At 65.5% G+C, this 11,766-nt stretch carries 12 protein-coding genes and 2 tRNA genes; 8 read left to right on the top strand and 6 right to left on the bottom strand.

The features are described 5' to 3' along the window. Positions 1–218: 218 nt before the first annotated feature. Positions 219–1,229: an alpha/beta hydrolase gene (locus WAW17_RS27535; protein WP_422336033.1), complete on the top strand. Its 1,011-nt coding sequence runs from the start codon at positions 219–221 to the stop codon at positions 1,227–1,229. A gap of 9 nt (positions 1,230–1,238) precedes the next feature. On the opposite strand, the gene WAW17_RS27530 is transcribed toward WAW17_RS27535, so the two are convergent. After that, complete coding sequence (locus WAW17_RS27530) at positions 1,239–2,933, bottom strand: bifunctional metallophosphatase/5'-nucleotidase (protein ID WP_422336032.1); 1,695 nt, start codon at positions 2,931–2,933, stop codon at positions 1,239–1,241. A 93-nt stretch (positions 2,934–3,026) separates the two neighbouring features. Further along, a complete protein-coding gene (gene hisC, locus WAW17_RS27525; protein WP_422336031.1) occupies positions 3,027–4,103 on the bottom strand; it encodes a histidinol-phosphate transaminase in 1,077 nt (358 codons plus the stop codon). Between the two features lie 61 nt (positions 4,104–4,164). Here hisC and WAW17_RS27520 point away from each other — a divergent pair, with 61 nt between their 5' ends. The 4 genes from WAW17_RS27520 (at position 4,165) to WAW17_RS27505 (ending at position 7,300) form a co-directional block, all read left to right on the top strand. Beyond that, positions 4,165–4,899 carry a dienelactone hydrolase family protein gene (locus WAW17_RS27520; protein WP_422336030.1) on the top strand — a complete coding sequence of 245 codons (735 nt, stop codon included), beginning with the start codon at positions 4,165–4,167 and terminating at the stop codon, positions 4,897–4,899. A 77-nt stretch (positions 4,900–4,976) separates the two neighbouring features. Then, positions 4,977–5,068, top strand: a tRNA-Ser gene (locus WAW17_RS27515). A 77-nt stretch (positions 5,069–5,145) separates the two neighbouring features. Then, positions 5,146–5,218 (top strand) — tRNA-Arg (locus tag WAW17_RS27510). Between the two features lie 168 nt (positions 5,219–5,386). After that, a complete protein-coding gene (locus tag WAW17_RS27505) occupies positions 5,387–7,300 on the top strand; it encodes an ATP-binding protein (protein ID WP_422336029.1) in 1,914 nt (637 codons plus the stop codon). On the opposite strand, the gene WAW17_RS27500 is transcribed toward WAW17_RS27505, so the two are convergent. The 4 genes from WAW17_RS27500 to WAW17_RS27485 all read right to left on the bottom strand — a co-directional run bounded on the left by WAW17_RS27500 (position 7,297) and on the right by WAW17_RS27485 (position 9,361). Further along, entirely contained in the window at positions 7,297–8,178 is an 882-nt protein-coding gene (locus tag WAW17_RS27500) for a SigB/SigF/SigG family RNA polymerase sigma factor (RefSeq protein ID WP_422336028.1), read from the bottom strand. The two genes, WAW17_RS27505 and WAW17_RS27500, sit on opposite strands and share 4 nt — an antisense overlap. Positions 8,179–8,367: 189 nt before the next feature. Beyond that, entirely contained in the window at positions 8,368–8,511 is a 144-nt protein-coding gene (locus WAW17_RS27495) for a hypothetical protein (protein WP_422336027.1), read from the bottom strand. 117 nt (positions 8,512–8,628) lie between these two features. Then, the gene (locus WAW17_RS27490; protein WP_422336026.1) at positions 8,629–8,844 is read right to left on the bottom strand and encodes a hypothetical protein; all 216 of its coding nucleotides are present in this window, start codon (positions 8,842–8,844) and stop codon (positions 8,629–8,631) included. Between the two features lie 127 nt (positions 8,845–8,971). After that, positions 8,972–9,361 carry a YybH family protein gene (locus WAW17_RS27485; RefSeq protein WP_422336025.1) on the bottom strand — a complete coding sequence of 130 codons (390 nt, stop codon included), beginning with the start codon at positions 9,359–9,361 and terminating at the stop codon, positions 8,972–8,974. Between the two features lie 101 nt (positions 9,362–9,462). On the opposite strand from WAW17_RS27485, the gene WAW17_RS27480 reads away from it, so the two are divergent. From WAW17_RS27480 to WAW17_RS27470, 3 genes are all read left to right on the top strand, one after another. Continuing rightward, positions 9,463–10,395 (top strand): LysR family transcriptional regulator, encoded by a 933-nt coding sequence (locus tag WAW17_RS27480; RefSeq protein WP_422336024.1) that lies wholly within the window; start codon positions 9,463–9,465, stop codon positions 10,393–10,395. A gap of 69 nt (positions 10,396–10,464) precedes the next feature. After that, on the top strand, positions 10,465–10,995 hold the full coding sequence (locus tag WAW17_RS27475) for a hypothetical protein (protein WP_422336023.1): 531 nt from the start codon (positions 10,465–10,467) through the stop codon (positions 10,993–10,995). A gap of 184 nt (positions 10,996–11,179) precedes the next feature. Then, positions 11,180–11,728, top strand: a complete 549-nt coding sequence (locus WAW17_RS27470; protein ID WP_422336022.1) for a copper chaperone PCu(A)C — start codon at positions 11,180–11,182, stop codon at positions 11,726–11,728. Positions 11,729–11,766 lie beyond the last annotated feature (38 nt).

Below are 11,766 nucleotides of genomic sequence, written 5' to 3'. Positions count from 1 at the left end.
CGTGTCACCTCCGGTGGGGTGTGGGCTCACGGAAATTTCCTGTTCGTAGGTGTTCGACGCGGGAATCGCACGTTTGGTTCCCTCGCTGCCGGATATCCGGGTGGTTCCGTGAAGTTCGGCCTGCATCAGGCCCCGAACCCTCTATTCTCTATTCTTGACCGGATGCCCCCGATAGTGTGCAATCGGGAGCCACACAGGGCCGGGGAAGAGGGATTATTATGCGTCGACAAGCACTCTTCGCTGTCGGTTTCGCGTTGTCCGTGTCCCTGCTGGGGCCGGGGCCGACCGCGATCGCCGATCCTGCGGCGACAGCTCCGGCGGCACCGCAGGGGAGCGGTGCTGCACATGTCGACAAGGTCGTGAACCTGACCCCTACCCGCAGCGCCGTGTTCATCAACTCGGCGGCCATGAATCGGGTTGTACAGGTGCAGGTGCTGCATCCGGCGAGCGGTGGCCCCCGTCCGTCGCTGTACATGCTGGACGGCGTCAGTGCCGGCGCGGAGTCGGACTTCCGGGAAAGTACCTGGACTCAGAAGACGGACGTGGTCGGGTTCTTTGCCGACAAGAATGTGAACATCGTGCTCCCGATCGGCGGAACCGCCAGCTTCTACACCGATTGGCGGCTGCCCGACCCGACTCTGGGCGTCAACAAGTGGGAAACGTTCCTGGCGAACGAACTGCCGCCGATCATCGATGCCGCCTTCGACGGCAACGGGGTGAACGCGGTCGCGGGTGTCTCGATGGGTGCCACCGGTGCAGCCAATCTCGCCACCCGCCACCCGCGGCTCTACCGCGGCCTGGCCGCGTACAGCGGATGCCTCGACAACTCCCAGCCCGGTTCGCGCGACGCGGTGCGGGGCACGATCGCGTTCAAGGGTGGGGATCCCGTCAACATGTGGGGTCCGGAAACCGATCCCGCCTGGATGGCGCACGATCCCACGCTCAATGCGGAGGCTCTGCGGGGCAAGCAGATCTACATCTCCACCGGGAACGGGCTGCCGGGTCCGCATGAGGGGGCGGCCGGGGGCGACCTGGCATCCACTATCGCGGTGGGTGGGCCGTTGGAGGCCGCCGCCGACGTGTGTACGCGCACATTCGAGCAGCGTCTCGACGCGCTCGGCATTCCCGCGACGTTCGTCTATCACGACTACGGCACGCATTCGTGGCCGTACTGGCAGGACGAACTGCGAACGTCGTGGCCGGTGCTGAAGGTAGCGCTCGGCGTGTGATGTCGCGTTCTAGCCGATGACGCGGATGCGGTCGGTGGACGGCGGCGCCACGGGGGATCTCGACCCCAGGTAGTCGATGAACGCGTCGAGATCGCATCCGGCGTGGAGAGCCTCGGTGTAGGTGTGGAAGGCGTCGAATCCGTCGCCGCCGTCGGCAAGGAACTTGTTGACGGCAACGCGGTACGGCGCCTCGGGCACTACCGGTTCACCGTTCACCCGGATGTCGGAGATGCGTTCGCCGACAGGCGCCGAACGGTTCATGGCGTACGTCAGCGAACTCGACGGTGAAAGAATCCGCTCGGTGATCGTGCCGTCACCTCGGGGCTGGAATTGCTGTTCCAACGCCTCCTTCAGCGCCGCACCGGTGACGGTCAGGACCTCGAGGGAGTTGCCGAACGGCTGGACCGAGTAGGTCTGGCCGTAGGTGACCTTGCCGTCCGAGCCTGGCACGAGGTCTTCGCGGATTCCCCCGGGGTTGGTCAGCGCCACCTGCGCGGCCCGCGATGCACCGGCCGCCAACTGGGCGTCGGCGATGGCGTTACCCAGGGCTGATTCACCGCTGTCCGTTTCTTCCCGGCTCAGCGCCTCGGTCAGGGACGCCACCCGCGCCCCACCGACCTCGGCTGCCCGGTCGGCGGCGCGATCGGCGAGAGCCCGAATATCCGGATCCGACGGGATATCGTGCGTGACAATCTGATTGAAGGACGATGTTCGATCACGAAGTACGTCGCGGGTGGTGCGATCGATCGTCACGTCGACCACCGAGACGATGCGGCCGTGGGATGCGCCCTGCATCACCATCCGGGGTAGCCCCGCCGGGTCGGGGAACGAGCAGTTGTACTGCTGGTGGCTGTCGGCGGTGAAGATGACATCCACCTTGGGTGACGCCTGCAGGGCGAGGTTCCGGACGGGCCCGGATTCCACCTCGCACGAGTTGGGGCCGTTGTCGGCGACGGGTTCGGCGCCCTTGTGCAGCAGCACCGCGATGGCCCGCACCCCGAGGAAATCGAGAAGATCCGCGGTGCGGTTGATCGCGTCGAGTTCGTCGGTGAACCGGAGGCCACGCAGTCCCTCGGATGCCACCAACTGTGTGGTGTCGGCGGGCATGGTGGCGACGACCCCTATCGGGATTCCCTCGACGTAGTCGACGCTGAAGGGCAGGGTGGCGGGCGCCCCGTTGTCGAACTGCATGTTGGCGGCGAGTAGTGGGAATTCGGCCCCTGCGAACGTGTCGTCGAATCGGCAGCCGTCGACCGGATGACAGCCGCCGGACTGGAGACGGCGGAACTCGGCGAAACCCTCGTCGAGTTCATGATTGCCGATGGCGGAGGCGTTCACGCCCATGCGGTTGAGCAGTTCCACGCTCGGTTCATCGTGAAACATTGCCGATTCGAACGAGGACGATCCCCAGTTGTCGCCCACGGAATACAGCAGTGAGTGGTCTGCCTGCCCGCGCAACTGCTTCACATACGACGCCAGATAGGCCGCACCGCCCGCGCGGACCAGTGAACCGTCGGCCTGCTTCACCTCGCTGCGCACGCCGGGCGGGGGTTCGAGGCTGCCGTGCAGATCGTTGAAGGCGAGCAGGCGCACCGAGACCGCCGCTTCCTGCGCCTGCGCCACCGAGAGACCGGTCGACATCGCGAGAATCGCCGAGAGTCCCACCGCCGCGAGAGCACGGCACAGCGCTGCTCGACGACGCATATCTGTGGACTCTCCCTTCGGCGAACTTCACCGAGTGTGTCAACACGGCGTCACAGCTGTTATGCCTGCGCGTAACAGTCACGTCTCAAACGGTCATACCCGTACCGCGACGCCGCCGAGTCGCCGTGCTTCGGCGCCGGTCGCGAACGTCAGGAAGGCGTCGTTCTCCGCGGGATCGCCGATGGTGACGCGTACACCGTCATCGCCGTAGGGACGCAGCAGCACACCGGCCTCGGTGCTGGCGGCCGAGAACGCGCCACTGTGCCGCCCCAGCGGGAGGTAGACGAAATTGGCGGCCGACTCGGGGACGGTGTAGCCGGCGGCGAGCAACGCGTCCCGCACCCGGTTCCGCTCCTGCACGACGAACTCGGTGCGCGCCAGCAATTCGTCGGACGCCTCGAGTGAGGCGATGGCCGCGGCCTGCGCAATGGCGCTGACGGCGAACGCGATGTGAACCCGTCCCAGTGCGGTGACGATCGAGGGGTCGGCAACGGCGTAACCGACCCGGATCCCGGCCAGGCCGTAGGCCTTGGAGAACGTGCGCAACACCACCACGTGCGGACGTCCGCGGAAGAGTTCGATGCCGTCGGCGTCGGACCGGTTGTACTCGAAGTACGCCTCGTCCAGTGCGACGACGATGTGCGGCGGCACGGCGTCGAGGAACCGCTCGAGCTCGGCCTTGGTGAGTGCGGTACCGGTCGGATTGTTCGGGTTGCAGACGAAGATCAGGCGCGTGCGGTCGGTGACGGCGGCCAGCATCGCGTCGAGGTCGTGGCCGTAGTCCGGGGTGAGCGGGACCTTGACCGGTACGGCCCCGGCCACTTGCGTCACAACGGGATACGCCTCGAACGACCGCCAAGCGAAGATCACTTCGTCGCCGTGGTGGCAGGTGGCCTGGACCAGTTCCTGGCACAGGCTCACGGATCCACAACCGACCGCCACGTTCTCCGTCGCGACACCCACATGCTGGGCGAGTGCGGCGATGAGGGCGACGTGACCGTTGTCGGGATACCGGTTGGCGTTGGCGACCGCATCCACGATGGCGTCGCGCACGCTCGGGAGCGGGCCCAGGGTCGTCTCGTTGCTCGCCAGCTTGATCGCGCCCGGAAAATTCTTCCCGGGAACGTAGGCGGGTATCGATTCGAGGTCTGGCCTGGTTCGCGGAGTCACCAGCCGATTATGCGCTTCGCGATCTGGTGCTTTGTCGACGAGTCCGTGCCAAGGTGGGGTTATGTCGCGAATCTTCCGGGACAGTGCAGTGCTGCGGTCGGTCGCTGGTGAGCCGGTGGACCAGAGGAATTCTGTGCCGCTGACCGCCGTGGAACCGGACGGTCCGGCGCGGGGCGGGATTGTGATCCTGCACGAGTCCCGTGTGTTCAGTGAGCCCCTCCTCGCCCTCATGCGTTCCCTGGCATTGGAGGGGTGGGTGGTAGTTGCGCCGCACCTGTTCCATCGGGAACCGGCACCCTCGAGCACCGAGGTGTTCGGTGACTCCCTGTTCGCCGACTTCGACGCCACCTTCGACTGGCTGATGGCCCGCGGCATCTACGCGGACTGCGTGGGTGTTCTCGGCTTCGACGACGCCGGGACGGCAGCGCTCCTCGTCGCCACCACCCGTCCGGTGGGTGCGGCCGTCAGCGTCGCTGCCCGCGGCATCGTCCAGTCGCTCTCGGACGAGGCACCAGCCCTGATCGACGCGGCACCGGATCTGCAGGCACCGTGGCTCGGGCTGTACGGGGAAGACGACCCGTCCACTCCGCCCGAGCACGTCGCGATGTTGCGTGAAGCCGTCGGCAAGGCATCAGTCGCCGCCCTTGTCGTCAGCTACGCCGGACTCGCTCACCGCGCCGACGAGCCACCCGAGATGCCCGGGGAAGGCATAGAAGACACAAACGCCCCGAACGCCGAATCCATCGTCGACGCACAGACCCGGATCTTCGACTGGTTCGACAGCAACCTGCGCTGACCACGCGTTTTGCCATTGAGGTCGAAAGGTGTGTAATCTTTCGCTCCGGCGGTCCGAAGGGATCGGAACCACCCCAGGGAGGCGTGCCAGAGCGGCCGAATGGGACTCACTGCTAATGAGTTGTCCCTTTTACGAGGGACCGGAGGTTCAAATCCTCTCGCCTCCGCCACGCCGGTGCTAGTTGGCCGGTACGTGTGACAACTGAAGATGTGTATCACCTGAAGATTTGTATCAACTGAATAGCATGCGCCCGTAGCTCAACGGATAGAGCACTTGACTACGGATCAAGAGGTTAGGGGTTCGAATCCCTTCGGGCGCACAAGAAAACCCCCGCCACTGCGCGTAACGCGCAGGGTGGGGGTTTTTCGTTGTCGGTTGCGGCCGGAACCGATCCCGAGCACATGAGCAGGCGGGTAGCCTCGCCATCGAGGACGGCTGGAACGCCGACGCTTCGATATTCGAGCAATGAGCAGACGAGGCAGGAACCATGGCAGTCGCCCCCATCCCTGTGGACCAACGTTTGATCGGCATCGATTCGCGGCGTTTCGCGTCGATCGAGAAGGCGCTTGTCGAGCTGATCACCAACAGCGACGACAGCTACTCGAGGCTGGAGAAGCGTGGCGCACAGGTCACCGGCCGAATCGATATCCGCTACGAGCGGCATCAGTCGGGTGCGATTCTGCAGGTCACCGATCAGGCGGAAGGTATGTCATTCGACCAAGCGTCCCGCATTTTGACGTACGGAGGCGCGCACAGCCCCCTGTCGAGGGGTGAGGGTGACGGCCGCGGGTATTTCGGCCGCGGTCTGAAACAGGCCGTCTTCGGGCTCGGTTCCGGCTTGCTCGAGACCATCAAGGACGGACGGCTGACCCGCATCGAACTCTTCCGTGAGGAGAACGGCGGTTACCTCTACGACGACAGCGGTGCCGACCAGCCGGCGTCAGATGCCGATCACGAACGCTTGGGGATCGTCGAGAGCGGCACCCGGGTGACGATCGTCGTCGAGAACCCGCACGTGATCGTCTCCCACTTCCAGACCGCGGTACAGGCGATTGCCGACAACGTGTATCTGCGCGATGTGATGGCGCGACGCACCGTGGAAATCGTGCATGTTGCGCGCGGCCATGAGATCGAGCGCAGCGGACGAGTGCGATTCGAGGAGCCTCCGGCGATTGTCCTGATCGGACCCGACGCGGCTGAAAGCTTTGTTTTCGAAGGTGTGGAATATCCCTTCACCATCACTCTGAAGCACACCAAGGGTGTCGAATTGAGGATGACGGGAGACGAGCGCACGAACGGACTCGTCGTCGTCTCGGGGCTGGCCGTGCTCGATTGTCAGCTGTTCGAGTACGAGAATCAGGTGGGTGCCGAGTACCTCTTCGGCATTGTGCGCTGCCCGGGGCTGATCGAGCGGCTCGGTCAGGGCGAACCGATCATCAGCGACGAACGGGAAGGCCTGAATCACAAGGACAACTTCGTCGTCGCGTTGTCGCGGGCCGTGAGCAGATTGCTGTCCGAGCACGTGTTGGCCGAGCGGGAACGACTGAAGCATCTCGATCGTGCGTCGACCTCCGACCGCACCGCGCACATGATCGATCGGTTGCTTCACCGCATGAGCGAGTCGGCGGTTCGTGACCTGGGTATCGGATCGGCGCCGAAGCCCAGACCTGCCCTGACGACCCCGCCGGCATCCCCGCCTGCACTGCGCTTCACGACGCCCTTCTACTACCGTCGGCCCGGCCATCCGTTTCACGTCGCGCTGCTCGTCGACAGTGCGCAGCTTTCCGATGGTGCCCCGCTGACGATTGACTGCACGTTGCCCGATTCGGTGAGCATCACACCGGATCCCGAGGGGATCCCCGTGGAGAGACTTTCCGGTGTGGAGAGGCTGGAATGGACCATCGAGAGCGATTCGCCGGGGGACCGGGGCGACATCCTGGTGCGGTCCGGAGCGTTCTGGGCGTGGTGTGAGATCGTCATCGCGGAGCACGAATCGTCGGCACCGCGTCATCGAAACGAATCGCGTCATCGAGACGGATTGCATCGGAGCCACGCGAACGGGAAGACCTCGCCCCGAGACCACGGTGAGGACATGTTCGCCGGGTACGAACTCCGCTATCTCGAACACGAACTGGATCGAGCCGTCTACAGCGCAGCCGAACGCAAGATCATCATCAACACCGGCGACCCCACAGTGCAGCTGTATCTCGACGGGCGAGGGCGATTCCGGGATGCGGCGAGGCTGCTGCTGGCAGAGTTGTTCCTCGAAGTGATTGCTGATGAGCTGGCCCGGCGGTCGGTCGAAAGATCGGGACGACAAGGCGATCTCGATGCCTTTCGCGAAACCAGACAGGACATCATCCGGCGCTACGGAGCGGACGTCCACAAGTCGTTCATCTAGCCGATCTGTTTGCGCAGTGTCTCGAGGCTACGGGCGAGCAGGCGGGAGACCTGCATCTGCGAAACCCCGACACGGGCCGCGATCTGAGTCTGGGTCAGGTCGCCGTAGAACCGGAGCACCAGCACGGTTCGTTCGAGATCCGGCAGCGCTTCGAGAAGTGGCTGCAGGGTGACGTTGTTCTCGACGTGCCCGAGGACGGGATCGAGGTCGCCGAGGGTGTCGGAGAGCACCGTGTCGCCTCCCGCGCTTTCCCCGTAGGGGTAGTCGATGGACAACGTCTGGTAGGCGTTGGTCGCCAGAAGTCCTTCTGCCACTTCCGTCTTGTCGAGTTTCATCGCCGTCGCGATCTCGCTGACGCTCGGCGAGCGGCCGAGGGTGTATGAGAGTTCGTTGGCGGTCGCGGTGATGGAGAGGTGGCGTTCCTGCAGGCTGCGCGGGACGTGCAGCGCCCAGCCGGTGTCGCGGAAGTGGCGACGGACCTCGCCGGTGATGGTGGGGACGGCGAAAGCGACGAAGGTCGACCCCTTGTGTACGTCGAAACGGTCGACCGCTTTGACCAGCCCGAGCCGGGCGACCTGGATGAGGTCGTCGAGCGATTCACCGCGATTGCGGAAACGCCGGGCGATGTGTTCGGCGAGCGGCAGACAGCGCTCGACGGCCCTGTCGCGCAGCGTTACTCGACGTGGATCATCGGCATTCAGAGAACTGATCGTCTCGAACAGCGGATGGACGTCGTGGTATTGGTCACGGTCGCGGGTGAGCGCCGGAGCAGCGGCCTGCTCGACGACGGCTGCTGCCCTCACCGGCGTCCGCTGCGGCTGGGTTGGGAAAGCACGGACGGTCGTTCGTGTGGGGGGTTCGGCAACTGCGGTATTCATGCGTTCAGTCCCTTCGTGCGGCGACGTCGGCCTTCAACTGTGGGGCCGGAGGCCGGGACGGACTCGGTCCGCGCCATCTCGACGTCCTGGGTGGGTCTCCGATGAACAACGAGCGGTCTGCGTGGGTTCGTGCCGGTGACGTCATCGGTTCCTTCTCTCGCAGTCGGGGATCGTCCGCCGGGCGGGGCTCTATTCGACGAGAGCGATGGGGCGATCGGGGTCTTCGTCGGTTGCGAACATCGCCTCGATGCGGGCTTTGATCTCCTCGGTGCTCATCGACCCACCGACCGGGAGGCGGCGGGTGGTGGTGGCGAAGGAAGGCGGAGTCTGCATGTTCCGGAGCTTTCTGTTCGAGTCGAGCGGTGTCCTTGGTGGCGAATAATCTGTTTCAATGAAGATAGATTTGTTCTACATGGTGAACGGGTAAAGCTCAAGTGGTCCAGTCAAGATCTATTGCGGGTTCTCGAAGGGAACCGGCTTCTGTAAGGCCGCGTTCACCGTCTCGAGCAGCGGGTACATGTGATGTCCGCGACCGCCGCGGACATGAGAAAAGCCGCCGGCACCCATGGGTGTCAGCGGCTTCGTGTCCTGTCCGGGCACGCTGCGCAATGCAGGTCTGACCCGGTCCAGGAAGGTGACGGTGCCCGCCAGTGCGCCTCTCGGCAAGTGGTCGCACGAAGCGACATTTCTGGTGTGGTACCCGGGGCATGGATCGGGCACCGTCAGCTACTTCAACGGCATCGCCTCAGTTGGTATTCCGAGCCGCACACGCACGTCTGTCGCCTCGGTCACATCACAACGTGGCAGTGCCGGGAACGGTGGCGCCGGGGGTCACGAACTCGGGCTGGTCGAGAAGCCGCAGCCAGGTTCCGTCGGGTTGCCTGCGAACCACCTGGGCGCGCGCTCCGGAACCGTCCTTCGGTGGGGTGGAGGTGAGTGCGATGTCGCCGCTGACCAGGGTGGGGAGGGGCTGTTCCAGTTCGAAGTGCGGCCGGTGCGCCAGCACCGATTCCCACAACTTCCGGATGGCGTCGCGGCCCACGGTTCGGCTGCCGGGTGGGTACGCCATTACTGCATTCTCTTCGTAGAGGGCGGCAACGCCTGCCGCGTCACCGGCGTTGGACCGTTCGACGAAAAGTCGAGTGAGGTCTTCGGGCGTCAGGGCCTTCTCGTTCGCGGACATGGCTTCCTCTCGCGGGGGTGCGTCACAGTCACCCTCCAGGTTCGGTGCCGGGCTACCGGAAGTCCAACTCATTGTTCTGCTGGAAAGTAGAATTTCTGGTTATGGAATTGAGGCAGCTGGAGTATTTCGTCGCGGTGGCCGAAGAAGCGAACTTCACGCGCGCCGCCGAGCGGGTGCACATCAGCCAGTCCGGGATCAGTGCCCAGATCCGTCAGCTCGAACACCACTTGGGTGCCACGCTCATCGACCGCTCCAGTCGCATGGCCAAGCTGACGCCGGCGGGCGAGGCGGCGCTCGGCCACGCCCGTGCCGCGCTCGCGTCCGCCGAGCGCGTGCGGCAGGCAGTGGACGAGGTGAACCAGGTGCTCCGCGGACGACTGGTCGTGGGAATGGTGACGGCGTGCACGGTCACCGGACTGTTCGACGCACTGTCCTCGTTCCACCGAGCGCATCCGCGTATCGACCTCACGCTGATCGAGGACAGTTCCGATCGCCTCGTCGAGCGAGTGCGGAGCGGCGGAATCGATCTCGCACTCGTCGGAATCGCAGGCGCACCCCCGGCAGAATTGGACGTCCACCCGATCGTCAGCGAGGGGCTCGTGGCGGCGGTGCCGCCGGACCACCCGCTGGCGCGGCGATCACGGATGACCCTGGCCGAGCTCGGGGACCATGCGATCGTATGTATGCCCGAGGGAACGGGCATACGGACGGTGTTCGATCAGGCTTGCACGGCCGCGGGCGTCACACCCGAGATCGCCCTGCAGGCCAGCGCACCCGACACGGTGGCGGACCTGGCGCGACGCGGCCTCGGGGTGGCGATCGTGAGCGAATCGATGGCCACCGCGTACGACGGTCTGACCGCGGTCCCGCTGACCGACGTCCACATCCCCGCGGTGCTGGCGCTGGTCTGGAAGAAGTCCAGCAGTCCCGCGCTGCGTGAGCTGGTCCTGCACACGCGGCGCGCCTTCGGTGATCCCCGGCTCGAACAGGTTGCCACTGCTTCCGGCAACGATGTCCGCAGTACGCCGACGTGATCGTCGAGGCGGCGCGCTCGCGCGTGATGTCCTACTAGTCCGTGTAGTAGAGGAGAGTATCCTCGAATCGTGGATTCACCGACGACCGTAGCCGCGCAGGTACGCGGTACTTTCGTGGGTGCCGTGTCGGCGGTTGTCAGTGCCGTCGCTCACGCGATCGGCCACGGCGGCTCGTTGCCCGACGAGAGCGCGGTGGTGATGCTCGTCATCGTGTGCGCCGCGCTCGGCGCCGCGGTATCGGCGGTGCCGGTGCGTGCCCGGGAGTCGCTCTTCCTGCTGTCCACCCTTGCCGCCGGCCAGGTGATCGGCCACGCGACCCTGATGATCGCGTCCGACCACGCCACCGGCTTCCGGCCCGGACCGGTGATGATCGCCGCCCACATCGCCGCGATCGGTGCCGCAGCACTGCTGATCCGCGGCGCCGAGCGCGCTTGCGGACTCGCGGTGGCGACTGTCCGCCGTGCCGTTCTCCTGGTCTCCGCCTCCCCGCGTGTCGAAATCCGCGGCTGGTCCTCGACCCCTCTCTACCGGGCACGGCTGAACCTCTGGCTGCTGATCAGCGCCGCATCGGGCACTCGGGCGCCACCACTTCGCGCATAGTGCACCCGCGGCAGTGATCTCACCAGGTTCGCTGTCGTCGGCGCCTACCCACATTCACCCCACCCGCGGTCGCAACCGGCGGGCTCCTGTTCGGCGTTGCCCTGCCTCGACGGCTGGGGACGCCGCCCCTCCTCGTCGGTCGCGCGGCCACGGCCGCCTCCGAAAAAATCGAAACGAGTTCACCATGTCGATCTTGTCCTCCCGTCCCGCCGGTTACGTGGCCGGCGCCCTGTGTGCGGGGCTGCTGCTGGCGGGATGCTCCACATCCGAGAATGATTCCTCGACCGAGGCGGACTCCGTGACGGTGTCCGACCAATGGGTCAAGGCTGCGCCGAGCGGAATGACCGGCGCATTCGCGGAACTGTCCAATTCGGGTGCCGACGACGTGCAGATCGTGTCGGTCACCAGCCCTGCCTCAGCGCGGGTGGAGATGCACGAGATGGTCGCCGGACCCGACGGGACCATGGTCATGCGTGAAAAGGAAGGCGGAGTGACCCTTCCCGCCGAATCCACCCACAGCTTCGCGCCGGGTGCCGATCACTTCATGCTGATGGACCTGGCGGGCCCGCTCACTCCCGGCTCCACCACCGCCTTCACCCTCACGTTCGCCGACGGCTCGACAACGACGTTCGACGCGCACGTCCGGGACTTTGCCGGCAACAAGGAGAACTACGTCCCGTCCGGTTCGTCCGAAGGCGCGGCCACGACCACCGCACCCGGGCACGGTGGCTGAGCGGGCAAACCCGCGCGGCCGAGGCATCAGCCGGCGGC

Source organism: Rhodococcus sp. (in: high G+C Gram-positive bacteria) (genome assembly GCF_049286785.1).
Lineage (GTDB): Bacteria > Actinomycetota > Actinomycetes > Mycobacteriales > Mycobacteriaceae > Rhodococcus_F.
Note: the sequence above shows the minus strand (reverse complement) of the source record. Positions and strands in the feature narration are given on the sequence as shown.

What these genes read in the sequence shown, in the direction of transcription:
- WAW17_RS27505 (WP_422336029.1), top strand. Translation starts at nt 5,387, where the DNA reads ATGGCAGTCGCCCCCATCCCTGTGGACCAACGTTTGATCGGCATCGAT.
- WAW17_RS27535 (WP_422336033.1), top strand. Translation starts at nt 219, where the DNA reads ATGCGTCGACAAGCACTCTTCGCTGTCGGTTTCGCGTTGTCCGTGTCC.
- WAW17_RS27520 (WP_422336030.1), top strand. Translation starts at nt 4,165, where the DNA reads ATGTCGCGAATCTTCCGGGACAGTGCAGTGCTGCGGTCGGTCGCTGGT.
- WAW17_RS27500 (WP_422336028.1), bottom strand. Translation starts at nt 8,178, where the DNA reads ATGAATACCGCAGTTGCCGAACCCCCCACACGAACGACCGTCCGTGCT.
- WAW17_RS27485 (WP_422336025.1), bottom strand. Translation starts at nt 9,361, where the DNA reads ATGTCCGCGAACGAGAAGGCCCTGACGCCCGAAGACCTCACTCGACTT.
- WAW17_RS27495 (WP_422336027.1), bottom strand. Translation starts at nt 8,511, where the DNA reads ATGCAGACTCCGCCTTCCTTCGCCACCACCACCCGCCGCCTCCCGGTC.
- WAW17_RS27470 (WP_422336022.1), top strand. Translation starts at nt 11,180, where the DNA reads ATGTCGATCTTGTCCTCCCGTCCCGCCGGTTACGTGGCCGGCGCCCTG.
- WAW17_RS27480 (WP_422336024.1), top strand. Translation starts at nt 9,463, where the DNA reads ATGGAATTGAGGCAGCTGGAGTATTTCGTCGCGGTGGCCGAAGAAGCG.
- WAW17_RS27530 (WP_422336032.1), bottom strand. Translation starts at nt 2,933, where the DNA reads ATGCGTCGTCGAGCAGCGCTGTGCCGTGCTCTCGCGGCGGTGGGACTC.